At 69.1% G+C, this 25,142-nt stretch carries 23 protein-coding genes and 1 tRNA gene; 8 read left to right on the top strand and 16 right to left on the bottom strand.

All coding sequences use genetic code 11. The annotated features are described in order from the left end of the window. Nucleotides 1-2: 2 nt before the first annotated feature. Entirely contained in the window at nucleotides 3-815 is an 813-nt protein-coding gene (locus DP939_RS25410) for a GNAT family N-acetyltransferase (protein WP_147268132.1), read from the bottom strand. A 95-nt stretch (nucleotides 816-910) separates the two neighbouring features. On the opposite strand from DP939_RS25410, the gene DP939_RS25405 reads away from it, so the two are divergent. Beyond that, nucleotides 911-1,738: a DUF4253 domain-containing protein gene (locus DP939_RS25405; protein ID WP_113983289.1), complete on the top strand. Its 828-nt coding sequence runs from the start codon at nucleotides 911-913 to the stop codon at nucleotides 1,736-1,738. Here DP939_RS25405 and DP939_RS25400 read toward each other — a convergent pair whose 3' ends face one another. Together DP939_RS25400 and DP939_RS25395 are read right to left on the bottom strand one after the other, a co-directional pair. Continuing rightward, nucleotides 1,739-2,650 (bottom strand): serine/threonine-protein kinase, encoded by a 912-nt coding sequence (locus tag DP939_RS25400; protein WP_113983288.1) that lies wholly within the window; start codon nucleotides 2,648-2,650, stop codon nucleotides 1,739-1,741. Nucleotides 2,651-2,694: 44 nt separating this feature from the next. Next, nucleotides 2,695-4,644, bottom strand: a complete 1,950-nt coding sequence (locus DP939_RS25395; RefSeq protein WP_113983287.1) for an N-6 DNA methylase — start codon at nucleotides 4,642-4,644, stop codon at nucleotides 2,695-2,697. Between the two features lie 83 nt (nucleotides 4,645-4,727). On the opposite strand from DP939_RS25395, the gene DP939_RS25390 reads away from it, so the two are divergent. Continuing rightward, entirely contained in the window at nucleotides 4,728-5,534 is an 807-nt protein-coding gene (locus tag DP939_RS25390) for a PP2C family protein-serine/threonine phosphatase (RefSeq protein ID WP_113983286.1), read from the top strand. Nucleotides 5,535-5,541: 7 nt separating this feature from the next. On the opposite strand, the gene DP939_RS25385 is transcribed toward DP939_RS25390, so the two are convergent. Then, nucleotides 5,542-6,072, bottom strand: coding sequence for a shikimate kinase (locus tag DP939_RS25385; RefSeq protein ID WP_225878489.1), 531 nt, complete (start codon nucleotides 6,070-6,072; stop codon nucleotides 5,542-5,544). 160 nt (nucleotides 6,073-6,232) lie between these two features. Between DP939_RS25385 and DP939_RS25380 the strand changes: the two genes are divergently transcribed. After that, on the top strand, nucleotides 6,233-6,637 hold the full coding sequence (locus DP939_RS25380; RefSeq protein ID WP_113983285.1) for a ChaB family protein: 405 nt from the start codon (nucleotides 6,233-6,235) through the stop codon (nucleotides 6,635-6,637). Between the two features lie 33 nt (nucleotides 6,638-6,670). On the opposite strand, the gene DP939_RS25375 is transcribed toward DP939_RS25380, so the two are convergent. The 4 genes from DP939_RS25375 to DP939_RS25360 form a co-directional block, all read right to left on the bottom strand. Beyond that, entirely contained in the window at nucleotides 6,671-8,503 is a 1,833-nt protein-coding gene (locus DP939_RS25375; RefSeq protein ID WP_113983284.1) for a transketolase, read from the bottom strand. Nucleotides 8,504-8,567: 64 nt separating this feature from the next. After that, nucleotides 8,568-9,374, bottom strand: coding sequence for an SDR family NAD(P)-dependent oxidoreductase (locus tag DP939_RS25370; protein WP_113983283.1), 807 nt, complete (start codon nucleotides 9,372-9,374; stop codon nucleotides 8,568-8,570). A 28-nt stretch (nucleotides 9,375-9,402) separates the two neighbouring features. Next, nucleotides 9,403-9,648 (bottom strand): hypothetical protein, encoded by a 246-nt coding sequence (locus DP939_RS25365; RefSeq protein WP_113983282.1) that lies wholly within the window; start codon nucleotides 9,646-9,648, stop codon nucleotides 9,403-9,405. Next, entirely contained in the window at nucleotides 9,645-10,577 is a 933-nt protein-coding gene (locus tag DP939_RS25360) for a glycosyltransferase family 9 protein (RefSeq protein ID WP_113983281.1), read from the bottom strand. Before DP939_RS25360 ends, DP939_RS25365 begins: the two co-directional genes overlap by 4 nt. 239 nt (nucleotides 10,578-10,816) lie before the next feature. Between DP939_RS25360 and DP939_RS25355 the strand changes: the two genes are divergently transcribed. Together DP939_RS25355 and DP939_RS25350 are read left to right on the top strand one after the other, a co-directional pair. Further along, complete coding sequence (locus tag DP939_RS25355) at nucleotides 10,817-11,068, top strand: BON domain-containing protein (protein ID WP_113983280.1); 252 nt, start codon at nucleotides 10,817-10,819, stop codon at nucleotides 11,066-11,068. Continuing rightward, a complete protein-coding gene (locus DP939_RS25350) occupies nucleotides 11,065-11,793 on the top strand; it encodes a metallophosphoesterase family protein (protein ID WP_225878488.1) in 729 nt (242 codons plus the stop codon). The genes DP939_RS25355 and DP939_RS25350 overlap by 4 nt, the downstream gene beginning before the upstream one ends. Nucleotides 11,794-11,820: 27 nt before the next feature. Here the strand turns inward: DP939_RS25350 and DP939_RS48035 are convergent, their stop codons facing one another. Further along, nucleotides 11,821-11,970 carry a GPGG-motif small membrane protein gene (locus tag DP939_RS48035; protein ID WP_225878487.1) on the bottom strand — a complete coding sequence of 50 codons (150 nt, stop codon included), beginning with the start codon at nucleotides 11,968-11,970 and terminating at the stop codon, nucleotides 11,821-11,823. A 47-nt stretch (nucleotides 11,971-12,017) separates the two neighbouring features. Continuing rightward, a complete protein-coding gene (locus DP939_RS25345; protein WP_113983279.1) occupies nucleotides 12,018-12,518 on the bottom strand; it encodes a DUF6328 family protein in 501 nt (166 codons plus the stop codon). A 62-nt stretch (nucleotides 12,519-12,580) separates the two neighbouring features. Between DP939_RS25345 and DP939_RS25340 the strand changes: the two genes are divergently transcribed. The 3 genes from DP939_RS25340 to DP939_RS25330 all read left to right on the top strand — a co-directional run bounded on the left by DP939_RS25340 (nucleotide 12,581) and on the right by DP939_RS25330 (nucleotide 15,342). Next, nucleotides 12,581-13,186: a nucleotidyltransferase family protein gene (locus DP939_RS25340; protein ID WP_225878486.1), complete on the top strand. Its 606-nt coding sequence runs from the start codon at nucleotides 12,581-12,583 to the stop codon at nucleotides 13,184-13,186. A 58-nt stretch (nucleotides 13,187-13,244) separates the two neighbouring features. Then, nucleotides 13,245-13,318, top strand: a tRNA-Lys gene (locus DP939_RS25335). A gap of 1,073 nt (nucleotides 13,319-14,391) precedes the next feature. Next, the gene (locus DP939_RS25330) at nucleotides 14,392-15,342 is read left to right on the top strand and encodes a DUF5677 domain-containing protein (protein ID WP_318656311.1); all 951 of its coding nucleotides are present in this window, start codon (nucleotides 14,392-14,394) and stop codon (nucleotides 15,340-15,342) included. Between the two features lie 193 nt (nucleotides 15,343-15,535). Here DP939_RS25330 and DP939_RS45530 read toward each other — a convergent pair whose 3' ends face one another. The 6 genes from DP939_RS45530 to DP939_RS25305 all read right to left on the bottom strand — a co-directional run bounded on the left by DP939_RS45530 (nucleotide 15,536) and on the right by DP939_RS25305 (nucleotide 25,088). Further along, nucleotides 15,536-15,835 (bottom strand): hypothetical protein, encoded by a 300-nt coding sequence (locus DP939_RS45530; protein WP_147268131.1) that lies wholly within the window; start codon nucleotides 15,833-15,835, stop codon nucleotides 15,536-15,538. 724 nt (nucleotides 15,836-16,559) lie between these two features. Further along, nucleotides 16,560-16,883 (bottom strand): hypothetical protein, encoded by a 324-nt coding sequence (locus DP939_RS25325; protein WP_113983277.1) that lies wholly within the window; start codon nucleotides 16,881-16,883, stop codon nucleotides 16,560-16,562. Nucleotides 16,884-17,174: 291 nt separating this feature from the next. Continuing rightward, nucleotides 17,175-20,246, bottom strand: a complete 3,072-nt coding sequence (locus DP939_RS25320) for a type I restriction endonuclease subunit R (RefSeq protein WP_113983276.1) — start codon at nucleotides 20,244-20,246, stop codon at nucleotides 17,175-17,177. Nucleotides 20,247-20,249: 3 nt separating this feature from the next. Further along, nucleotides 20,250-21,449: a restriction endonuclease subunit S domain-containing protein gene (locus DP939_RS25315; protein ID WP_199565405.1), complete on the bottom strand. Its 1,200-nt coding sequence runs from the start codon at nucleotides 21,447-21,449 to the stop codon at nucleotides 20,250-20,252. Next, nucleotides 21,442-23,016 carry a type I restriction-modification system subunit M gene (locus DP939_RS25310; protein ID WP_113983275.1) on the bottom strand — a complete coding sequence of 525 codons (1,575 nt, stop codon included), beginning with the start codon at nucleotides 23,014-23,016 and terminating at the stop codon, nucleotides 21,442-21,444. The genes DP939_RS25315 and DP939_RS25310 overlap by 8 nt, the downstream gene beginning before the upstream one ends. Before the next feature lie 434 nt (nucleotides 23,017-23,450). Continuing rightward, on the bottom strand, nucleotides 23,451-25,088 hold the full coding sequence (locus DP939_RS25305) for a zinc-ribbon domain-containing protein (RefSeq protein WP_158578687.1): 1,638 nt from the start codon (nucleotides 25,086-25,088) through the stop codon (nucleotides 23,451-23,453). Between the last annotated feature and the right edge of the window lie 54 nt (nucleotides 25,089-25,142).

Below are 25,142 nucleotides of genomic sequence, written 5' to 3'. Positions count from 1 at the left end.
GCTCAGCCGAAGACGATCTGCGCGTAGTCGCCCACCGGGCGGTAGCCGATGGCCTGGTAGATCGAGTTGGACGTCGGGTTGGCCAGGTCGGTGAACAGCAGCACGCGGTCCACGCCGGTCGCCAGCACGGCCATGGAGGCCGCGTACGTGACCGCCGCGCCGTATCCGTGGCGGCGGGCGTGCGGCGGGGTGTAGACGACAGCGATCCGCGCGGTGGACTCGACCGGCGGGGTGTGCCCGGCCGCCGCGACCGGACGGCCGTCGTCCTCCCAGACGAACAGCTCGCCGCGCTCGATGCCGAGGCGTACGCCCGGGACGGGGTCATCGTCCGGATGGCCCGGCTGCGACTCGTCGAGGAACGCCTTGTACCAGCCCGCCAGCAGGTCGAGATCGCCGGGCACGGCGGCGCGGGCCCTGCCGGAGGCGCGCGGCTCACGCGGCTCGGTCAGGTGATAGAGCCGCTGGTCCATCCGGCCGGACTCGGGCCGGCCGTAGGCCCGCGCGAACGCCGCCGCCACCGGCGCCGGGCCGGTCACCCCCGGCAGGTCGTGCGCGCGCAGCGCGGCGGCAAGGGGCGCGAGCGACTCGGCGGGCGCGTCGGTGATGACCAGCGGATAGAGCGGGGTCTGCACGACGACGCCGCGCACCGCCGGGCCGTCGGCCAGCCAGCCGAGCAGCCCCCCGCCCACCGCCTGCCCGAGCCGCAGCCGGAGCAGCAGCGTCAGCGGAACGGTGTTGCGGACCGGGTCGTCGCGCAGCCTGCGCTCGGCCTCCGCGGGGAAGGCCGCGACGTCGGAACAGAAGGCCCATTCCACCGGACCAGCGTACTGGGGCAGCGCGCGACGGCGGTACGGCACTACCATCTCGACTGCGCCGGGATGGTCTGGTGATCGGTAACGGAACGGTTGGGATGGACGAGCGCGAGCGGGGAGGGCTGCCGGCAGGGCTTGGGGAGCTGTTCGCCGACGGCGGCGTGGGCCGGTCCCTCGCGGTCGATCTCCCACCCGGGGATTTCCTGTGGCCCGACCCCGGCGATGCTCTCCGATCCATCGACCGGCCTGCCTTCTGGATGAGCGACGAGCCGGCTTCGGCGGGGCTGTGGTCCGCGCTGCGGGCCGAGCACGGGCGCTCCGGCCTGTGGCCGGTGCTGCTGGATGAGTCGGTGCAGCCGTGGTCGGCCGGGCATCTGGTGCCCGACGTGCCCGGGGAGATCGACAACTACAAGCCCGCGCAGTTCATGGCCGAAGTCTGGGAGGACTGGTGCGCGCAGGCCGACCCCGACCAGGTGGCCGAGGAGCTTGCCCCGTTCGGCGTGGAGTGCCCGGGTCTCGCCCCGCCAGGCCGTCCGATGGCCCCGCCCGAGCAGGTCGCCGACTGGTACGCGGGCGTGCTCGCCGAACGCGGGATGCCGCTCGGCCTGGCCGCGGTGCACCGGGGCGCCGACGCCATGGCCGTGATGGGCTGGCAGGGCGCGCTGCACCACAACGAGTGGACCCCGCCGCTGGCCGCCGTGGTGCGGAGCTGGGAGGAGCGGTTCGGCGCGCGGGTGGTCGCCATGGGCTTCAACACCCTGGAGCTGAGCGTGGCCGCCCCGCCCGCCACCCACGAGCACGCCCTGCACGTCGCCGCCGAGCATTGGGCGTTCTGCCCGGACAGCATCATCCAGGGGCCCGGCGACCTACACGGGTACGCCGAGCAGATCGCCGGGGTGAACGCCTGGTCGTTCTGGTGGGACTGATCAGGTGAGCCGGCGTCCGCCGCCGAGCACCCGGCCGACCATCCGCGCGTACATCCGCCCGGGACAGGCCACCGACGGCGGGGTCAGGAAGCCGGGCAGCGCCGGGAGGTCCACCGCATAGGGTTCGAGCAGCCCGTAGACGGACACGGCGTCCTCCGGCCGGTCTTCCGGCCGCTTGGCCAGCAGGCCGGTGACGAGCGCGGCCAGGCCCGGCGGCACGCCGTCCAGCCGGGGCGGCGGCTGGTTGACGTGCGCGTCGAGCACGGCGTACTCGGTCGGCCCGGCGAACACCGGCCGCCCGGTCAGGGTCTCGTGCAGCACGCAGCCGAGCGCGTACAGGTCGCTGCGCGGGCTCGCCACCCCGCGCTGGATCTGCTCCGGCGCCATGTACGCGGGCGTGCCGAGGATCTGCCCGATCCGGGTGAACGGCGCGGCCCCCGCCTCGCGCAGCACCGCGAGCCCGAAGTCGAGGACCTTCACGTCGCCGTCCGGGCACAGCATCAGGTTGTTGGGCTTGAGGTCGCGGTGGCAGATCGACAGCGCGTGCGCCGCCGCCAGCACCGCGCACGCCTGCGCGGCGATGCCCGCCGCCCACTGGACCGGCAGCGGGCCGTGCTCGCTGACCACGTCGGCCACCGTGACGCCGTCGATGAACTGCATGACCTGGAACAGCCGCTGGTCGTGCGCGCCGAAGTCGTACAGCACCGGCGCGCCCGGGTGCTCCAGCCGGGCCAGGATGCGCGCCTCGCGGATGAACCGCTGCTCCAGCTCGGCGTCGTGCTCGATGGGCACGCGCAGGAACTTCACCGCCACCTTGCGGTCGAGGTGTTCGTCGTGACCGCCGTAGACCGCGCCCATGCCGCCCTGCCCGAGGGGGAGGTCATCGAGCACGTAGCGGTCGGCGATGACCATCGCACCCCTCCTGCGGCCTTCCAGGGGACCTCGCAAAGCCGGAACTACGCCCTCTGGTCGCACGGCAGCAGATGACCGTCGACCAGTCCCTCGAAGCCTAGCCGGATCAGCGTCTCGCCCAGTGCGGCCGTCTCGCGCAGCCCGTCCGCGAGGGCGATGAGCCCCCGGAACGCGCCGCCGTACGCCCGCTGCTCGGGCAGCGGCAGCCGGGGGACGCGGACCCGGCGGGCGTCGGTACGGCTGGATGCCGGGTGAACGCGTGAGGAGGCCGCGGCCGAGGTGCCCGCGAAGCGCAGGAACCCGGCCACGAAGTCGGCGTCGAGCGTGTCGGGATCGACCCGGTACGCGGTGAGCTGCGGGCCCAGCACCGCGCCCGCGCCCGTCCCGGCCGCGACCACCCGCACCACGCCGGTCGGCGCGGCCACGATGTCGCCCGCGGCGAGCGTCACCAGCGCGGGACCCGGCCGGGTACGGCCGGACGGCGGCCCGCCCGCGGCGATGTCCTCGCCGGTCAGCACCGGGGCGCCGGACTCCGCCATGGGGATCTTGAAGGGCGCCTGGAGGACCGTCACCGCGCCCTCCTTGACCAGCTCGGCGACGGTCGTCATCAGCGGCTCGCGGTCGCGTCCCGCCGTACGCAGCTCCGGCGGCCCGCCGCGCAGCCCTTCGAGCGCCGCGTGGAAGCCGTCGCGGGCGGCGGCGAACCCGCGGCCCAGCTCGGCCGCGTCGCGGCGCGGCCGGTGCCTGGCCGGGCTCACGTCCACCTCGTCGTCCAGCAGGTCGATGATCCGCACGGTACGCCCGGCGGCGCCCGCGGCATGTGGCGCGCCCGCCAGGTGTGCGGGCCAGGCCGCCGCGACGGCGGCGAAATCGTCGCTCGCGTCCATCAGCAGCAGCTCCGACGGCGGGCGCTCGCCCGGCGCGGGACGGCGCAGCAGCCACACATCGGGCCCGGCGGCCGACAGCGTGACCACGCCGCGCAGCGCCCCGGCGCGCAGCAGGTTGCCGCGGATGCGGCGGCCGGAACGGCGGCTCGCCGCGGCCGGGGGCATCAGGATGGCGACCGTGCCGCCCGGGCGTACCCTGGCCAGGCAGTGCTGCACCCAGGCCAGCTCCGACTCGCCGCGCGGCGGCAGGCCGTACTCCCAGCGCGGGTCGCCGGTCAGCTCGTCGAAGCCCCACGCCCGCTCGTTGAACGGCGGATGACATACCACCGCGTCGGCACTCGTCGTCGCGAACGCGTCACGCGTGAGCGCATCTCCTGCAATGATCTCTGCGTGGATTCCGCGCAGCAGCAGGCGGACGGCCGCGATCACCGCGGCCGTCTCGTCCAGCTCCTGCCCGAGCACCCGCACGTCCTGGCCACGGTCGGTGAGGAGCAGGGTGCCGATGCCGCACGCCGGATCGAGCACCACGCGCGGCTCCGGCCCGATCAGCGTGGCCAGCAGGGCGGCGATGTCGGCGCGGGTCACGTCCAGGGCGCGCGAGTGGGCCTCCACATAGCGCTCGCAGATCAGCTCGAACGCCCCGGCCGCGCCGCGCTCGGCGGCCAGCCCGGCCAGCAGCCGGACCAGGTCGGGGCCCAGGTCGTCGCCTTCGTGCCGCACCCGCGGCAGGTCGCCGGTGGCCTTCTCCAGCGCCGCGGCCAGGCCGGGAAGGGCCGGGTCGCGGGCCAGGCGGCGCCAGCCGTCCGGGTCGCGGTGCAGGTAGAGCAGCACGGCCCCGGCCCTGGCGACCAGCTCGGGCAGGCGCAGGTCATCGCCCGCGCCGCGCAGCGACTGCCACACCCGGTCGCCCAGCGAGACCTCGAACGCCTTGCCGTTCTCGCGCAGCCAGTGCTCGACCTCGCGCAGCGAGAAGAGCGGGCTGGCCGCCGTGCCGCCCACCGGGCGCGGAAAGTCGTCGTAGCGGCGGCGCCAGTTGCTCACCGCGGCCCGCCCCACACCGGCGAGCCGGGCGATGTCGCCCGCGTTAAGGGTGGCGTCGCTGCTCATGGCCGCCAGACTAGTTCAACCTGTCCCATCGGTCTACGACCTACTTGCTTGTGAAGTGACTCAACCAATGATTAACTACTGACATGGCACACATCCTGCGCTACGCCGTCGCCTCCGACGTAGGCCGCCGCCGCGAGCAGAACGAGGACTCGGCCTACGCCAGTCCCCGGCTGCTCGCCGTCGCCGACGGGATGGGCGGCTACGCCCACGGCGAGGTGGCCAGTACCGTCGCCATCGCCGCCGTCGCCGCGCTGGACGAGAGCCTGCGCGCCGCCACGGCCGGAGTCGACCTCCACGGCGCCATGCGGTCGCTGGTCAAAGACGTCAACCACACCATCTACGAGATGACCGAGAACGACCCGGGCCTGCGCGGCATGGGCACCACGCTGACCGCCATGCTCTGGGAGGGCAGCAGCTTCGCCCTCGCGCACATCGGCGACTCGCGGGCCTACCTGCTGCGCGATGGCGCGCTGTACCAGATCACCCACGACCACACGCTGGTGCAGACCCTCGTGGACGACGGCCGGATCACCCCCGAGCAGGCGTCGGTCCACCCGCGCCGCTCGATGCTGCTGCGGGTGCTTGAGGGCACCGGCGACGGCGACCCCGACGTACGCGTCCGTGAGGGCGAGCCGGGCGACCGCTACCTGCTCTGCTCCGACGGGCTGACCAGCGTCCTCGGGCCCGAGGCCCTGCACGAGGTGCTGACCGGCCTGGACGACCTGGGCGACGTGGTGACCCGGCTGATCCAGCTGGCCAACGAGGGCGGCGGTCCCGACAACATCTCCTGCGTGGCCGCCGACTTCCTGGAGGTCGCCGACATCGCCGAGGACGAGGAGGTGCCCGTCCCGGGCGTGACGGTGGGAGCCGCCGCCGAGCACCCGGCCTGAGCCTCGGCTAGTCCTTGACGCCGAGCGCGTCGAGCACGCCGGCCACGACCTCCTCCGGCTTGCGCGCCGCGACGTCGAAGGTCAGGTCGGCGACCTGTGCCAGCACCGGCCCGCGGCGGGCGCGCTGCTTGGCCAGCATCGCGCGCAGGTCGGCCTCGAAGTGCGGGCGGTGCGCGCCGCTCGCCATCCGCTCGGCCAGCACCTCGTCGGGGGCGTCCAGCCACACCACCAGGGCGGGTTCGAGCGCGCCGGGGGCCTCGGGGCGGTCCAGCGTGCTCGCCGCGGCGGCGATCACGGACGGCGGGTCGTCGGCGAGCGATTCGCGCAGGTGCTCCCACTCCCGCTCGTGGAGTACGGCGGGGCCGAGCCGTTCGGCCATCTCGGCCGCCGTGGCGCCGTAGCGGCGCCGCATGTCGGGGTCGCTGTCGCGCATCCGGCGATGCAGTCGTTCGGCCAGCAGCTTGGACACGGTCGTCTTACCTGAGCCCATGAGCCCGACCACGACGATGGGGGTCGCGTCGGAAGGGGGCGGCGTCAAACTCGGTCACCTCCGGGTCGGCTGGGGTGGTCGCGTGCGCCGAGGCACATGAGAGCCATTCTCCTGCCCGCTTCGATGACCTTCTATCCGGGGCTTGTTTCGGAGCGGACCGGCCGGGCAGTCGTGGCACAGAATCGATCGATGTGGAGGTGAGGGTTCGATGCCCGCACGCGAAGAACTCCCGTCCACCCTGCGGCGCTCGCCGAAGGAGGCGCAGGAGACCTGGATCAAGGCGCACGATTCGGCGGTGCAGGAGTACGGCGAGGGCGCCCGCTCCCACCGGACCGCCTTCAGCGCCCTCAAGCACTCCTATGAGAAGGTCGGCGACCACTGGGAGCGCAAGGCCGGCGGCCGGAGGGGCCCCTCGGACAAGCAGGCCAGGAAGAGCACCCCGGCCCCCGGCAGGACGGCCGAGGGCGTGGACACGAGCGCGCCCAAGGAGCACCTGTACGCGACCGCCCAGCGGCTGGACATCACCGGACGCAGCAGGATGAGCAAGAAGGAACTTGTGGACGCCATCAAGAAGGCCAACAGAAGGGCCACCAGCAAGGCCAGAAGCCGCTGACCCCCTGAGCCCGAGCGCCTGTGGTGAGCGCTGTCACCGCAGGCGCTTGACGGCGTCCCGGATCGCGGTGCGGTCGATGCCCGCGTCGCGCAACTGCTCGCGCGGGGTGGCCGAACCGGGCATCTGGCGCACCGCCAGCTTGATGACTCGCGGCCCGAGGTCCGCCACGGCCGACAGCACCGCCTCGCCCAGCCCGCCCTCCGGCCAGTGGTCCTCCACGGTGATCAGGTTGCCCGTGGTGGTGGCCGCCGCCCGCAGCGCCTCGATGTCCAGCGGCTTGACGGAGTAGAGGTCGATCACCCCGACCCGGATGCCCTCCTCGGCCAGTTCGCCGGCCGCCGCCAGCGCCTCGTGCACGGTCACCCCGGCGGCGACGATCGTCGCCAGGTCGTCGGGGGAGGCGCGCAGCACCCGGCACCGGCCGATCGGGAAGTCCTCGTCCGCGTCGTAGATCACCGGGGTCGCGCCGCGCGTGGTGCGCAGGTAGCTCACTCCCGGCCGGTCGGCCATCGCGGTCACCAGCTTGGCGGTCTGGTTCGCGTCGCACGGGTAGAGGACCGTGCTCCCGTACACCGCGCGCATCATCGACAGGTCCTCAAGGCCCATCTGCGAAGGGCCGTCCTGGCCGATCTCCACCCCGGAGTGCGAGCCGACCAGCCGTACGTCGGCCCGGCTCACCGCCGCCATGCGGATGAAGTCGGCCGCCCGGGTCAGGAACGCCGCGAACGTCGCCGCGAACGGCACCCACCCCCGGACCTGCATGCCCACCGCCGCCGCCACCATCTGCTGCTCGGCGATGAAGAACTCGAAGAACCGGTCCGGATGGGCGTCAGCGAACGCCTGGGCCTTGGTGGAGTCGGCGACCTCGCCGTCCAGCGCGACCACGTCGCCGCGCGCCGAGCCCAGCGCGGCCAGCGCCTCCCCGAACGCCGAGCGGGTGGCCACGTCGTCGCCCAGCTCGAACACCGGCAGCTTCAGCGGTGAGTGCGGCACCCCGTCGGGCTCCTTGACCGGCTCGGGCGGGTTCACCTGCACGCGGATCGTCTCCCGCAGCCCGCCCAGTTCCTCGATGGCCTGCTCGGCGTCGGCCAGCGGCTTGCCGTGCGCGCCCTCGCGGTCCTCGACCGCCGAGACGCCCTCGCCCTTGCGCGTCCTGGCCAGGATCGCGGTGGGCCGCCTGCGGACGTTGCGGGCGTCGGACAGCGCGTAGTCGATCTGCCCGGGGTCGTGCCCGTCGATCTCCACGGTGTGCCAGCCGAAGGCGCACATCCTGCGGGCGTACGCGCCGGTGTCCCAGCCGTGCCGGGTCGGCCCGCGCTGGCCCAGGCGGTTCACGTCCACGATGGCGGTCAGGTTGGCCAGGCCCTCGTACCCCGCCTGCTCGGCTGCCTCCCAGATGGACCCTTCGGCCAGCTCACTGTCCCCGCACAACACCCACACGTGGTACGGGACGCGATCCAGCCGCCGTCCGGCCATCGCGACGCCCACACCGACCGGCAGTCCCTGCCCGAGCGAGCCGGTGGCCACGTCCACCCACGGCAGCCGCGGGGTGGGATGGCCCTCCAGCCGGCTGCCGTGCTTGCGAAAGCTCAGCAGCTCCTCGTCGGAGATCGCGCCCGCCGCCTTGTAGAGCGCGTAGAGCAGCGGCGAGGCGTGTCCCTTGGAGAAGATCAGGTGGTCGTTCCCGGGGGCGTGCGGATCGTCGAAGTCGTAGCGCAGGTGGCAGGCGAGCAGCACGGCCATCAGGTCCGCCGCCGACATCGACGAGGTCGGGTGACCGGACCCGGCGGCGGACGAGGCCCGCACCGCGTCCACGCGGAGCTGCGCCGCCAGGTCGGCCAGGTAGCGGAGGTCACGCTCGGGCATCGGGACTCCCTTCTCGGCATTGCCCCCCGACTACCCGGCCAGTCCGGCGAAAACCTCCGGCGGATCAGGTGAGGCGGCGGCGGAGCGCGGCGATGGCCGCGCCGGTGCCCACGCCGAGCAGTGCGGCGGTCAGCGCCGGGTGCCGGGACGGCCAGCGCCCGCTGATCAGGGTGTCCGCGCGGTACTCCGCGCGCTCCGGGTGGCAGGCCGCGAAGACCAGGGCGTCGGCCTGCTGTCCGTGGCCGCGCGGTTTGAGGGGCCCGGCCTCCGGGGCGGGGAGCCGGACCATGGTGATCTTGAGCTGGTCGCCCGTCTCGCGCAGTTCGGACCTGATCGACTCGGTCATGCCCCTGATGGCGTGCTCGGCGGCGCAGTACGCGGACCGTCCGGGGACGGCTCGGTACGCGAGGGCCGAGACGGCCTGCACGATCGTGCCGCGCCCGCGCGGGCGCATGAGGTCCAGCGCCACCCGCGTGCCCCACGCGCCGCTCAGAAAGGCCGCCTCCGCGCTCCGCCGGAACTCCTCCGGCGGCATGTCCGTGAAGCGCGCGCCGGGCGCCGCGTCGGTCACGTTGATCCACACGTCGATCGGCCCAAGGTCCGTCTCGATCCGTTCGGCGGCGGTCCTGACCTGCTCATAATCCGCCGCGTCGGCCTCGTAGACGATCCCGCTGCCGCCCGCCGCGCCCACCTCCACGGCGGCGGTGGACACCCCGGGCCCGCCGCGGGCGATCAGCGCGACGAGTGCGCCCTCCCGCCCGAGCCGCCCGGCGGTCGCCCGGCCGACGCCGCCACCCGCGCCGGTGACCACCACCACCTGACCGGCGAGCCGGCCGTCCTGCTCACCCCCGCGTTGGAATGGTTCCTCCATATCGATGCCGCCGTAGCCGGTATGGCTGTCATTCGAGCCCGTCACTGCCTTCCTCCCCTTCGGCCTCACGCGCCCGCTGACGGCGCATGGCCAGCACGATGTCGATGATGGTGATCAACGCCACGACGGCCATCGCCGCCGTCAGCCACGGAACGCTCGCCACGATGCCCAGCGCGCCGACGGCGATCGCGAAGAACAGGAAGAAAGAGCCGAGCCGGATGTGCACGACATCGAGCGGTGTCGCCGGTACGGCGGGCTTCTCACGACGTGTCATGTTCCCCTCCTTTGTTCTGCAGGGGCCGAAACCCCGTACCCCATGCGGTTTTGGTCATACCTGGCGAGCCGGTCGAGCGCGGCGGACAGCACTTCGTCCACGCCGGTGTCCGGGCCGCGCACGGTGAGGCACGGCGTGCCGTACGCCGCCGCCAGCCGGGACAGGCCCGGATGCCCGGACACCACCAGCCGCGCCCCCGCGACCAGCGCGCACAGCCGCCGCGGCGACGTACGCCCGGCCAGCACCGCCCCCGGCGGCAGGAAGCCCTGCGCCGCGACGCGCATGGCGAGCGCCCGCTCCGACCGGTCGCCGGTCAGCACCACCGGCCACCCCACGCCCGACAGCACATCGGCCACCAGCGCGAACCGATGCTCGGGCCACTGCGCCCCGGCGTGCCCCGGGTGGACGACCACGGCGCCCTTGGCCGGGTTCGGGCACAGCGGAACGGGCAGCGCGGTGTTCGCCGGGTCGGCGGCCAGGCCGTACCACCCCAGCAGGCGGCACCAGCGCCGCACCTCGTCCTCGCCGCCGTCCCAGTGAGGGCCGTCGCGGCGCGGCCGGGCGGCTCCGCCCGGCTCGTACGCCCACAGGTCGGCCGGGCGCAGGGCGAGCAGCCGGCGGCGGCTCGCCGGGTCGGCGTCGCGCAGGTTGACCGTGAGGTCCGGCGGCTCGCCGTAGGAGGCGTACCACGGGATGGGACGGCCGGGCACGATCGGCACCAGCCGATCGACCGCGCCGGTCAGCTCGGCCGCCTCGCGCAGCCGGGCGGGGGCCGCGAGCAGTACCTGCTGCCCGGACCCGCGCAACGCCCGCAGGGCGGGCACGGCGGACAGCAGCCCGCCGAGCCCGGGACCGGCCAGCACCAGGGCACGCGGCCCCGGAAGGCCGCCGGGACCGGGCGCATGGGGGTGTTCACCGACGAGGCGCATGGCCACTCCTTCGCACGCCTGCCGGAGATCTCGGGGAAATCCGGTTCAGGCATGACGAAATCGACGAGTGTGCCTGCGTCCTAGACACGGGGCACTCACGGCCCTGGCGAGGATGTTCCCGCTTCCGGCCCGCCGAACCCCCCGGGGCCGGTTTCGTCGCCCGGTCGCAGGGCAAGCGGACCTTGGCAACGGCTTGAAACGCCGGGGCCCGGAATGTCAGGCCTAGGAGAGGGGCCACGATGGCAGGTGAGGCGCCGCAGTACGTCGCCGCCAGAGTCCAGCGCGCGCTCGCCGAGGACGAGCGCACCCACGAACTCGGCATCCGCGTGGACGTGCGGGGAGACCAGATCTTCCTGCGCGGGCAGGTCGGCGACGAATACCGCCGCGAGGCGATCGCGGGAGTGGCCGGAGAGGCCGCCCCCGAACTTGAGGTCCACAACGAGATCAGCGTGGTCGAGGTACGCGACCCCGGTGAGGAGGAGAACCTGTGAAGGTGCGCATCGCCGCGGTCGGCGACATCCACATGAGCGAAGACCTGCGCGGGCGGTTCCGTCCCCGGCTCGCCGGCATCGAGGAGCGGGCCGACGTACTGCTCCTGGCCGGCGACCTGACCAGGCACGGCACCGAGGAGGAGGGGCGGGTGGTGGCCGATGAGTTCCGCGACCTGCCGATCCCGGTGGTGGCGGTACTGGGCAACCACGACTACCACTCCGACGCCGAGGAGATCATTTCCGTGTTGCTGCGGGACGCCGGGGTGATCGTCCTGGACGACCAGGCGGCCGTCATCGAGTGTCATGGTGAGACCTTGGGGATCGTGGGCGGCAAGGGGTTCGGCGGAGGGTTCGCCGGCAAGTGCGCGAGCGAGTTCGGTGAGCCGGAGACCAAGGCGTTCGTCCGTCACACCAAGGACATCGCCGAACGCTGGCGGGTCGCGCTGAAGGAGACTCCCGCCGACCACCGAGTGGTGCTCACGCACTACTCGCCGGTCAAGGACACCCTGGAGGGCGAGCCGAAGGAGATCTATCCGTTCCTCGGCAGCTACCTGCTGGCCGAGGCGGTGGACGCGGAGGGCGCCGACCTCATCGTGCACGGCCACGCCCACCTGGGGAGCGAGAAGGGCCTGACGCCCGGGGGCATCAGGGTGCGCAACGTGGCGCTGCCGGTGCTCGGCCGTGCCTACGGCGTCTACAGCCTCAAGGAGGACCTCAAGGAGTAGACGCCGCAGGCAGGGCCGGCCCGGTGTTCATACATTGAAGATGCTGACACCACCCGGACCGACGAGGAACCCGAGGACGATGAGGACGACACCCCATAGGATGTCGCGACGGGCCAGGATCACGTAGATCCCGGAGATGATGAGCACTACCGCGATGATCCAAAGCAAAGTGGCCATGGGCCGCTACTGCCCGGCCGCTCACCGGCTTAACGTCATCCTTGACGTCATCGCGGGCGCTCCCCGTTTCGCTGCCGGTAAAGGGACAGCAGCGGCTGCACGAACCAGAGCCACCCGCTGGCGAGCATCACCGCGGCCCCGAACAGCGCCGCCTGCCAGGAGTTGATGACCACTTCGGTCACCAGCGCCACGGCGCTCGTCATCGCCACGGCCAGCAGCACCGCCCCGGCCACGCCCAGCGCGTTCGCCTCGCGCAGCATCCGCTCCTTCAGACCGGTGCGGAACAGCAGGCGGTGCTGGGCGGCCGGGGCGATGAAGCAGATGGAGGCGAAGGCCGCGGCCATCAGCGAGATGAAGAACAACCATCGCCCGACGAGGTCCACCTTGGGGAACCCGGCGGCGAACGGGACGGTCAGCAGGAACGCGAACAGCACCTGCACACCCGTGACGGCCACTCTTAACCCCTGGAGCAGTTCGGCCAGCTCCCGGTTCACTCGTTCCTTGTGACTCTCGTCGTCCGAATTTTGGCGTACGCCCGGCTCATTCATGGGCGAGCGGCTACCCGGCGCCGAGCAGGTCATGTCTAGCCTGTGACCGATGGGGTAGTCCGATGCGCATGGGCAGCCACAGCCATGCGGTCACCGATGCCATCCTGGAAACCCTCAAGCGAGCCGGCATCGGGCTCAAAACCGCCGACGTCCGCTTCGCCCTCGCGGGCGGCTGCGCCGCGTACGCCCGCGGTGCCGCTCCCTCCCTCCACGACGTCGACTTCGTCGTGCCACAGGAGGACATCCCGCTGGCCTCCGAAACGCTCACCAGCCTGGGCTTCCGCATGGCGCAGCCGCCGGAGGACTGGCTGATCAAGGCGTTCGACGAGGAGGACCACCTGGTCGACCTCATCTTCCGGGTGGCCGACCGCCCGGTCACGGCCGACCTGATCAAACGCGCCGAGCCACTGAAGGCCAACGCCGTCATCCTCCCCGTCCTGGAGGCCACCGACCTGGTCATCTCCTGGCTCCTGCCCCTGTCGGAGCACAGCTGCGACTACGGCTCCCTGCTCCCCCAGGTCCGCGCCCTGCGCGAACAGGTCGACTGGAACCGCGTCGCCTCCGTCGCCGCCCCCTCCCCGTACGCCTCCACCTTCCTCACCCTCCTCCACCGCCTCGAAGTCCTCCCCGAACCCCCCACCCCCACCACCGAGCCCATCTGGCCCTGACCCCGCCCCCCTTGATGTCGTACGAACCCCCGCAACCGTCCTGTATCCTTTCTTGGACGCGCCGCTAGCTCAGTTGGTCAGAGCAGCTGACTCTTAATCAGCGGGTCCGGGGTTCGAGTCCCTGGCGGCGCACCCGATCACTTGGCGATCGACCTGGGCGTTCTCGCTTCCCGCGAGGGCGCCCGCAGTCGTTTCTGGGCCTGGGTGCGCTCGGATGGTGCTCGCGTGTCATGATCGTGTAAGTTCCATGATCCTCAAAAGTCAGCTTGTCCGCCGAACGGATCCATGCGCAGTGCTCTCGGCTGGTGCAGCGGCAAATCAGGGCGTCGTTGAGGCGGCGCCCTGACCTCTACTGTGTCAAGGTAGTTCGGACTGTCCGCTGGCCTGCGGCTTTTCCAGCTTCGCAGGCCAGTGGCGTTTGATGGGGTCGGTTGCCGGCGGTTGAGAGCATTTGGGATCGATCGGGTGCTCCTGTCGATCTTCTATGCGGCCGAGAGCATTGGGAGCAAGCGACCACAGCGCGTGCTCAGAGCCTCTAGCACCTGTAACCCGATCTGCGCGACCCGACTGAGCGGCAGCGCTCTCTCGGTCGTCAGCAGGTCCTGCAGGGAGCGCCCGCGCACCAGTTCCATGATGACCCAAGAACGTCCGTCATCATCGCCGCTCGATCGGCGGACGGGTGGATCAGCACGTCGCCCAGTAGCCCCTCGGTGGCTTCATGGCCGGTGCCGTGGGGGCCAGCGGGTAGATCAGCGCGGCCGCCAGGAGTTCGTTCGTGTCGGCCATGACCAGCAACCCGTCCGGGACGAACCGTTCATCCGCTGGGACGACCAGTGTGACGGCCCAGGGGCGGCCGGCCGTGCACGTGCAGGGCCAGCCGGTAAAGCCGGTATGCCACCGCGGAGAGCCCTTCACCCCCAAACGGCGAAAGACCCGCCAGGAGGCGTGGTAACAAAAGCAGCCGCGATCGCAGCAGGAGCGGGCGGCCCGCCAGCTCCCGGTCACCGTCAGCGGCGACCGGCCGATCACCGCGTACCCGCCGTCCCCGTGCGGGCGATCACGTGGATGACCGCCTGACCGAACACCCCGTCACCAATTTCGGGACACCTGCCTGAGGCGCCGCACCCGCGCCCTCTCCAGGGCGGGCGCCGTCGAGTAGGTGCGCTAGGCGACGGCCACCGCCCGGCTGCTCCGACTACGCCGAGATGTCGGGGTGGTGGAGTACTTCTTGGATGAGGAGCGGAGCACGGTACCGACTGGCGCATCCTCATCTGGAACGCCCCGCGACCCGCTACGACCAGCGCAGCACTGTGCCGCCTCCCGATGATCCGCTCCGCGCGGTATGCCCTTACAGTCCTGCCATTTCGAACCTGACGAATGATCAGAAGACCGGCGAACTCGCTCGCGCAACCGCTGCATCCCTCCTTAAGGCCGCCGAGAGCGTCATCGCCACGGGCCTGAAGCCGCCGTGGCTAAGGCGCGGGTGTTCGGCCCGGTGTACAGCTGGTGGCGTCTTACCTTGCCGCACGGCCGAGGCCGCACTGATGCTCACGGAGCGAGGCTTCACGATCGAGGTCGCCCCCCTGGTCCGCAATGTCTTCAACCACGCATACGCCATCAACTGGCTCGTCGACAATGGCGATGCCGCTGTGGACGCGCTCGTCGCCCGTGGCGACGACGAGCGCGAGAAGCTCTGCAAGAAGCTGGAGGAAACTGGCTGGACCGGCGCCGCCGAGATGCGGGCCACCCTGGAACTGGCTGCCACACAGCGGTCGACCCTGCCTGCCCGAACCGCATCAGAGCAGGAACTCCATGAAAAGTTCAAGTATGAGCTGAAGAACTTCTACGACATGCTCGAGCGGTACGATGTCGCAGACGTTTACCCGGTGTACTCGCACCTCTCCTCGCTGTCACACACCACCATGGCCACCGCCAGTGCGTACGTCGAGCACATGGATGACGGCACCCTTCAGGCCCGACAGAATGCCGCAAAGCTCGGCGATGCGGACGTCATCCAACTGGCTGTGGCGCTCCTCCAAGCCGCCAGCGTGGTAAGTCCCCTCATCGATGATGATCCCCTCCGCCCCAGCATCGACCAGGCCCTCACGGACCTCGGCCTGGAAAACACCCAGCTCCTGCCTACCCGCGTCAAGTGACGCCTGCTGTTGTCCCGTGGATGATTGCCCGGCCTCTGCAAGCGGCCGCGCGGGTGGCCGCGCGCGGGGGGAGCACCGGACTGCTCCGAGGGAGCGGTATCAGCGGGTGGTGCCAGCGGACACCGAGGAGGTTTCGGGCCAGAAGTGACACACGCTTGATCATGCTGAACGCCCCGTGCCCTGCTGCGGTGCGTCAGCGTCTCGGACCAACTCGGGGGACCAGTCGGCCCGTATCGGCTAACTGGTCGCCCTCGCGGCGGATCAGCAGAAACCGGCCCTCGGCGTAGTCGAACCACGCATGCCCGTCCGTCGTCCACTGGAGCTGGAGTTCGGCCGAAGTGGCGATCAGGTCAGCTCCGGCGCGTTCGAGCTGTAGCCGAACCGCAGGCTGGGCACGTCGTTGAACGGGAACGCCACCTCGACCTGGGTGCGGCAGCAGGCCGCGCCGCGCGCCGTTGGGGTAATAGGCGATGAGCCAGAGGTCGAACGACATTCGGTCCGCCTCCTCAGGAGGAAGCAATTCCGCGACCACGTCAATGGGATGTTTCCCTGCGTGACCTGGGTGAAAGTGGTGGAGGGCCCAGAATATGAGCGACAGGTTTGGATGCCCCCCGGCAATCGCTCTCGAAGTAGCGAATTGATTCAGCCCTGGAACGCGTTAGACTGCCACTCAGTTCAGCAGGCAGACATGACGCGGAAGGGTCCGCCGCTCTCGCGAGGCGGCCGAGCCGGACCGCGGCCACCTCCCAGGACCCCCGGTCCGGGGAAGGGACATCATCATGTCGCTGCTGGGCTCCGGAGACAACGACGATGACGCTGATCGGCTGCTGCTCGTGCAGCTCCTGATCCTCGTCATCGAATGGCTCCGGGACAGCGGCGGGCTCGGCTAGCAACAGCCAGCCGAGCCCCCGATGAAGAGGGCCCCGTTCATGGTTACCAGGCCGGAGCGGGGTCCTCCATCCTTCTGACCAGCGAGAACAGGCGGGCATGCCTGTCTCGTCCTGTCCGGCGATGCTACAAGCATAGTAGCAGCGCAGTTAGCGATCGCACTTAGCCGCCCAGTTTAATTAAGTCCTAACAGTGCGGCATTAATTAACTAGCGATGGATTCGCGGCAAAACATAGGCGACTCATCGCCCGTTTTATAACAGATAATCCCATACTGGGGTTACAGGGCGTTTAGTCACGACCTGATTGTCCTGGAACGTCCCTAATTATTCAGAGAAACGAGTGCCGTCCTCGGATCTCCGATCGGGATGCCCCCGTGCTCCCCGCAGCTGTACACGACACCAGCACGGCGCGGGAGAACGGATCGCCCACGGCCACGGCCAGCGTCAGGTGCAGCCACCGCGACGCCGACCCGGGGCCGAACACGGAGACGACGCTGGCCTTGTCCGTCCCTGTGGCCAGGTCCCACGTGTCCGTGGCCACCACCGCAGCGCGCATCGCCGCGGCGTCGATCAGGAGCCGCTGCCCCGCACTGATCGAGTTCTGGCCCGGTGAGATCAGCGCAACCGCGCCCTGCGTGTCCACGTAGCTCATCGGCGACGCCTGTGCCACTCTCGGTGTCGGCCCCTTGAGCACTGCAAAGATCCGCCAACGTGGCACACGTGGAAGAAAAGATCATCTCGCGCTGGTCTGCGAGAAGCGGTCACGAATCCAAGATAAGAGCAGGAATGAGCCTCGGGGGAGGACGCGCAAGGCGACGACGACTGAGCGCTGCAACGCATCCAAGATCCTTCTGCTGACATCCACTGGTGCGATGCCCGGCTTGCTGTGGTTCGTTAGGATCGGAGGCCTAGCGACCATCACAGGGAGCCGGGCCTCCATGCGTCAGTCGACTAGATAGTGGGCTTCGATGTAGGCGACGGTGGAGTCATATGGCTCTCCCACCGGCTTTAGTGCGTACTTGCGGAAGACTGCGGCGGTGGCGCGACGGACGCCGCGGTTGCGGGCGTCGGCGTTGTCCCATGACCGGGCGAGGGTGCGGGTGACCACCTGGTCGATTTCCTCGGCCAGATTTCTTTCCGTGATGGTGAGGCCGGGAGGTGCGTGGTCGTGGATGATCCGCGTCAGGACTCCCACGTGGTCGTTGTCTAGTACGACGGCTTCGTCGGGGTGTTTTCCGGCGTTCACGATGGCGCGAGCGATCCGGAGTGCCTCGGACAGGAACTCCAGGGCGTCCTCTGCGTTCTGAATGATCCGGTCCCGCAGCAGCTTGATCCGCTCTGCGAGGGCGGTGTACTTCGCGGACCCCGGTTCGACGCCCTTTTCGAGGGCGGCCTTGATGTGGTCCAGGATCTCCGCTGCGGACGGCGGCCTCTTGTCCTCGCCGTCCTTGCCGGGCTTGGGCCGGACAAGGGCCATCAGTTCCTTGAGGATGGCGATGCCCTGCGCGTCCAGGACAAGGGCTTCCTCTCGGGTGGCGACCACGGAGAAGGAGTGGACGTGGGCGTTGATGATCTCCAGGACCATCGGTCCCAGCTCACTTAGCCGCTCTTTCCGCTCCTCGTCGGAGGACTTCTTGAACAGGGTCGTGTACACGGACCCGAACAGCCCGAAACCGTCCCGGTACTTGGCCACCCGCCTGTCGGTGCTGATGAGCGGGTACAGGCGGGCCAGGAGCCGGTAGTCCTTGCTGAACACCTCAGCGGCGCCAGGGTTGGCATCCAGGAAGGCGTTGATGGCCCGTACTGACTCGTATCCGTGAACCGTGAGGTCCAGTCCGTCCACGTCCACAAGAAGATCTTCGATGCGGGCGAAGGTGGTACGGAACTCGGCGACGAGCTCGGACAGGTCGGTGACGAACCCGCCGCCCTTACCGGCGCCCGGCGAGGTGGGATCGACGACGGCCCGCTGCACCTCTTCGGCCAGCCCGATGTAGTCCACGATCACGCCGGAGGTCTTCACGAACCCGGTCGGGGACACCCAGGTACGGTTCGGGCGGGTGATCGTCTGGAAGAGGCTGTGGGCCTTCAGCGGCTTGTCCAGGTAGAGGACGCCCTCATTGGGGGCGTCGAACCCGGTCATCAGCTTCGCGGTCACCACCAGAAAGCACAGCGGGTCGTCCGGGGTGAGGAACCGCCGCTTCTGCTCCTCCTCCTCGGCCTCCGAAAGCCGGAACGGGCGCATGGCAGGATCTTCGCCCTTGGCGTCCGAGACGGAGATGTTCACCTCGGCGGTGATCCGGCCATGCTTACCGACCTCGGCGAGCACCTGTGACGCCTCGAAACCGGCCAGCAGCTCGTTGATCTTGTCTGTGTAGGCCACGGCCAGCTCACGGTTGTAGGCGACGACCTGGGCCTTCAGACCGTTGCGGTAGGCGCCGGCCAGGTAGTGGTCCACGATGTCCTGGCAGACCGCGTGGATGCGGTCGGGGTTGGCGAACACCGAGGTGAGACGCCCGAACTTGCGGGATAAGAGCTCACGGTCGGGGTCGTCGAGGTCGAAGTCATCGGCGAACTGGTCGAATTCAGCCTGCAACGCCTGGTCGTCTAAATCGAAGGCGACCGGGTGCGGGTCCAGCAGGACCGGAACAGTGGCCCCGTCCAGAAGAGACCGGGACACCGAGTACCGGTGCAGCACCCTGCCCGGGTCGCTCTCTTCACCGAAGAGGGCGAAGGTGTCGGTGGAGAGGTTCCTGACGGGAGTGCCGGTCAGGCCGAAGAACTTCGCGCGCGGCAACGCTGCGCGCATCTGCCCGGCCAGGGACGTCGACCGGGCGGACTGGGTGCGGTGCGCCTCGTCGACCAGCACGATGATGTTGTCCCGGGCCGACAGGTTCTTGCCGGCATCGGCGAACTTGTGGACGGTCGTGGAGATGACGCCGCGCACGTCGCCGGCCAGCAGGGAACGTAACTCCTGGCTGGTGGCGGGCTGGTGGAAGTAGGCGCTCCCCATGGCGGAGGTGAACACCCCGGAGGTCTGGCGGACGAGTTGGGTCCGGTCCGAGAGCAGGATGATCGTGGGGGACTCGGTGCGGGTGTCGGCCAACATCAGTGAGGCGGCGAACACCATCAGCAGCGTCTTCCCACTCCCTTGGTGGTGCCAGATCAGGCCTTTTCGGCCGCCGGCCAGGACTCGCTGGTGGATGAGGTGGGCGGCCTCCATCTGTGGGTAGCGGGGCAGGTATTTCGTGTCCACCCCGCCTCCTGAGGTGTCGAACAAGGCGAAGTTCGCCAGCATGTCCAAGACGGTGGCCGGGTTGAGCAGCAGTTCGACGGAGCGCTGCACGTCGGCCTGCCCAGCCAGGTTCTCGGCGTCGGCGGTGGACCGGAACGGCTGCCACAGGTTCGTGGGGGCACCGGCGGCACCGAAGCGCAGCTTCAGCCCGTCGGAGGCGACGGCGAAGACGTTGGGGGTGAAGAACCACGGGTACTCGGTGGCGTACACGTCGTTGATCTCGCGGGCGGCGTCTGCCCATCCAGAATTCGTGGTCGGCGACTTCACCTCGACCACGACCAGGGGCAGGCCGTTGACCCAGTACACGAGGTCGAACCGGCGGGAGGTCTTGCCGGGGACGGTGATGGTTACCTCGTCCGACACGATCAGCGTGTTGGCAGTCGGGTGCTCGAAGTCGATGACCTTCAGGGCGTGCCACGCGCCGTCGGCATCCCGGAACTCCTTGTACCCGCGCAGCAGGCGCAGCACCTGCTCGTTGGCCCGCACCAGCCCGCCCTCGACGGCGTTGACCGTGGCGGCGATCTCCTCGACCACCGCGTCCACGTCGAACCCGTCTATCACTCCGGGGTTGAACTGGACGATGGCGTCCCGCAACAGGCTGGCCATCACCGTCTGTGTTGTCTCACGCGGTAGCGCCCTGCCCGCGGTGAAGGTCCAGCCCATGGGGAGGGACCACTGGATCATCAGGTTCTGGAACTCGCGCTCCCGAATGCCCTTCGCCACGGCTCAGACCTCCAGTTTGGCCGACTCAATCTCGATCGTGCGGTCCAGCAGCCCCGCCATCAGTCCCGCTCGAACGTCACGGAGACGGGCGGCCTCCGCGCGGGTCGCCTTCACTACAGACTCCATCGCGTCGAGTTCGATCACCATCTCGCGTTGGCGGTCGAGCGACGGCAGGCGCACAGTCATGCCCTTCGCCCGCTTGGCGCTGATGTGCTTGATATTGGTGCCCCCCGCGACGTCGAGGAAGGCCCTGGATTCGTAGGCCCACATGCTCCAGTGGAAGACGAACTCAGGAATGCAGACCCCTTCCAGCGCCCGGAGGCGGAGCAGGGTCATTTGTGTACAGACAGGCCCCGGCAGCTCGTCTCGCCACATGGCAGGCATCCCGACGGCATTCGCGCTTGCGCTGCCCTCGGACACCACGACGTCGCCGTAGCGGAGGCCAAACTTCTCGCGCTCCACTGGGTCGTAGTTCATCTCCAGCACGTCGGACAGGTCGAGCGTCCCGTAGCCGACGTTCGCGGAACGGAGGTAGGGCGTCATGTACGGGCCGGTCGCCCTGTCAGGTGTCCGGCGCACGCCGGTGGAGAAGTCGAAGACGTGCTCGGCTCTCACGGCTTCGACCGAGTCGTCGGTGAAGAGGTCAGCCCGTCGGCGACGCAGAACCTCTGCCAACCCTCCCGCCTCGGCGTGGAGTGCAGTGATCTGGTCGTCGACCGCGCTAATCACCTCGACGATTCGCTCTTGCACCGGCAAAGGAGGGATGGAAGTTGGGGCCTCCTTGAAGACCGGCGTAGTCGTACGGCGGCGGCGGGCGATGGAGCCAACCGCACGACTGCCGAAGTAGGGGGTGAGCACACCGCCTTCGAGGACCAGCCCCCAGAACCTCGCATTCTGCCCTTTGCGGACACGGAAAACTGGGTAAACCGGAGAGGTAATGCCAGCCGTGTCGCCAAGCCACTGCCCGATAGCTCCGGTCCAGAGGAGGTATGGGTTCCAGGCAATGTCGAGGGGCTGGAGCACCTTGTACTTGCTCGTGTCTTCGGTAGCGATCCTCTTGTTGAACACCTGGCTCTGGGGGACTATGCCCCGCCCCTCGGTGACGCTGAGAACCAGGTCAACTTCCCTATCCTGGTTGCGGACATCGACGTGTTCGAGGACGTCATCAAGGGTGCCTGGCTCCCACTCGGTGAGCTTAGTCATCAAAGCCCTTGATCCCCGCGGCGGAGAGCACCTGCAGCATGCGAGCCTCGGTCTTCTGACGTTCAACGCGGGCGAGGTTGTAAGCGTCGATGAGGGTGGCCAGATCCTCCTGTTCAGCCGCGGCCTGCTTGATGTACCGCCCGATGTTGAGGTCGTATCCGTTCGTAGCGATCTCCGTGGTGGGGACGTATCGCGCCGCGAGTCCGCCTTTTCCGTCGGGGTCCACCGGGTTGTCGTCGGCGTCCACCTTGGAGTGGTAGGCGGTCACGATGTCGGCGATGTCGGCGTCGGTGAGGATATTGCGGTTTTTGGCCTTGGCGAACCGCTTGGAGGCGTCGATGAACAGCACGCCGTCCTGCCGCTCCGGGTCCTTGGTGCCGGGTGCGCGGAACACCAGGATCGCTGTGGGGATGGTGGTGTTGTAGAAGAGGTTGGCAGGCAGGCCGATGACTGCTTCGAGCAGGTCATCGTCCAAGACGCGCTGGCGGATGGCTGCCTCTTGGCCGCCTCGGAAGAGGACGCCGTGGGGCAGGACGACGCCGGCGCGTCCCTTCTTCGGGCTCATGCTGGCGATCATGTGCTGCACGAACGCCCAGTCCGCCGTCGAGGGCGGGGCGACCCCGCCGAGGGCACGCGGGTCGTTGGTCCAGGGCTTCCACTTCAGGCTGTAGGGCGGGTTGGCGACGATCACGTCGAACTGCGCGACGGACCCGTCCGGCTTCTTGAAGCGCGGGTCCTTCAGGGTGTCGCCGACCTCGACCTTGAACTGGGTGAGGTTGTGCATGAAGAGGTTCATGCGGGCCACGCCCGCTGTGTCCGGTACGGCCTCCTGCCCGTACAGCTTGAGTGTGTAGCCCCGCCCGCCGCGGGCCTTCAGGAGGTTCGCGGAGGCGATGAGCATGCCGCCCGATCCGCAGGTCGGGTCGTACACCGACTCGTGGCCCTTGGGGTCCAGGACCTCGACGATCAGCTCGACGACTTCGCGGGAGGTGAAGAACTGGCCGGCTCGGGTGCCGGACCCGTCGGAGAACCGCTTCAGCAGGTACTCGTACGCCCCACCGAGGACGTCGTGGGACATGTTGCCCTCGTGCATCTTCGGGGTGCGGTCCATCGTCTGCATGACCGCCGCCAGCACCTCCCCCGACAGCACCTCTTCGGAGGTCCAGGTCATGGACCCGAACAGGCGGGAGAACTTGTCAGGGTTGGCCGTCTCGATGGCTTGCAGGGAAGCGCGGATGCGCTGGCCGAGGCCCGGCTGGGTGATGGTGGCGAGGATGGACGTCCAGGAGGCGCGACGCTGGTGGACGGTGCCAGGGTGGATGAACGGGATCTCGAACGACTGGTAGTCGCGGTACTCGATCTCGTGGGCCTCCTCGGGAGATAGGCCGTCCAAGCCCGCGTTCTCGGCCAGGAACAGCTCGTGCTGGTGCTCCCAGGTATCCGATAGGTATTTCCAGAACATCAGCGGGAAGATGACGGAGGCGTATTGCGCTTCGGGCATCGCAACGCGCAACTCGTCGGCTGCATCCCACAACCGGTTCTCAATCTCCTGCTGGGTCACTTCCATCAGTCGGGGGGTCCTCGCTCGTCAAGATGGCTGCTCGAAGGCCGTGGAATTTCTACTGGTCACCCGAACCGGGTGCGACACCGGGCGTGGCCTGGGGAAGGACACACAAGGCGGCGTACTGCTGCATGGGTGACCCGCCAACGATATCCCTCGCCAGGATCACGGGCTTCGACAAATGGCCCGAACGAATGACGTGACAGGCGGCAGATGCCCCGCAAGCGGTCCTTCGTCGGCGCTTCAACAGGCTGCCCTCCTGTTGCAGGTCGGCGTCTCCGTTCCGATCTCTCAACGGCTGCATCATGACAGAATCCACCGACAGAACGAGTGCACACCCACCGAGCCACGAGAGCAGCAGTGGAGCGCGTCTGAGAAGCATGAGGGGCCCGGCCTGAGGCCGGCTACCTCATTGTCGAGGAGCGACACGCACGTTGAGGTTATCTCGTGGCCGGCCGTCGAGGCGGATAACACTTCGGACACCGTTTCCCGGTCGCGCCGCGACGTGTCCGCTGCTCAGGGGTCGCCTCCCATGAGCCATCACATCCCGGCTTCGCGCACTGCCACTTGCAGTCCATGCGGGAGTTGATACGCAGGTCGAACGCCGTTAACTCTGGTCGCCCGATCACCTCGGCCAGATCGGCCGCAAGCTGCGGGAACAGGTCTTGCAGCGACCGGCCAGGCTTCGGCCGGACCCGCGCTGCGGCGGTGCGCTTGCGCCCGCACTCAGAACAACCACTGCCTTGGTTCGTCCGTCGCCCAGGCGGAGCCGGCCACTCGTGTCGGCAGTCAGCGTTCGGGCATCGCCAGATGCAAGGCTTATTCGAATTGGGCAGAAGATCCCACGCGGTCCACCCGGGGTGGTCGACGACCTCGACGAGTTGGGCGGCCAACTCGGGGTTGACCTCCGCCAGCGATTCGCCTGGGCCGGGCCGACTGTTGTCCGCCCCGGTCTTACGATGACCGCATTCCTTGCACCCTCGTCCCGCGAGGGTTCTAGAGGAAAGCGCGACCTCCCATTCATGACCGCAGTCCGGCTTCGAGCAACGCCAGGAGCAGACGTCATTGCATCCCGGCGGCATCCGATCAAGGCCCTTGCCAGGGTTGTCGCAGTTGGCAACAAACTCATCGGCAAGATGAGGTGCCGCGTCCAGAGCGGAGACGGTGGGCCCAGCTACGACAGCCTGCCACACCTGTGACGCCTTCTCCAGGGCAGCATTGACTTGAGCGGCGTCAAGATCTTTCCATGGCATGCCGCGCTGACGCAGTACGTCACCGACGACGGCGGCCCACTCTCTGGGATCAAGTCCCCGTCCAGCCTCGTAGTGCGTCAGGCCGGAAATTTGCAACGGGGGCAATCCGCGCTCGCGGATCCGCACCAGATCGAGTCCAGCAGCCATGGCCGCTGCCGTCTTCGCGGTGTCGCGCGCGACGCTGGCCGCACTGTCATGGCCCCATGCAGGGTCATAGTCGATGAGCAGGCCCAGTTCCGGCAAGAAGAGATCGAAGCGGTCCTCTCTTCGTCCTTCCAGGCGCAGCCGATGGTCCAATTCGATGGCAAGCCCGGACGCGGCCTCAACAAGTGCCGCCACCTTGCATTCGAAGAAGGAACGCCCCTGACCGCTGCAGTCCGGACAGCCGCGTCCGTTCGTCCGGTTGGCGACTGTTGCCGACCGCAGATGCCCTTGCGCGCACTCCCACTCGACAAGATCATGAGCCTGTGGCAGCAAAGTATCCGGCCCTCGCTCCGGACGGCTCAGATTCCTGCGGAACTGCTTTGCCAGAGCAGGATTGACCTCGGCGAGCGACTCACCCGGCTCGGCCCGCCTGTTCCGCTTCCGCCAGCATTCCGGACAGCCTGTCGGATTGCGCCGGGTCCGGAACTGCAAGACTGTCTGCCACACGTGGTCACAGCCTTCGTTCGAACATCGCCACCAGCAACGGTCTTTGGCCGTCCGTGACATCTCCTCCAGCCGGAGCCCCGGATTCGTGATGTTCGACACGAACTCATTCTGCAGGCGAGCCCATTGCCCCTGCCGCTCGGTATCCCCACCCTGATCTGACACGAGCGGCAGCATGGCAGACACTACTGACAGAACAAGACCTGCCGCCCGGCAGACCGTCCAAGCGCA

Origin of the sequence: Spongiactinospora rosea (genome assembly GCF_003315795.1) — a bacterium.
In the GTDB taxonomy this organism is placed as follows: Bacteria; Actinomycetota; Actinomycetes; order Streptosporangiales; family Streptosporangiaceae; genus Spongiactinospora; species Spongiactinospora rosea.
This window is presented reverse-complemented; position numbering and strand designations above follow the sequence as displayed.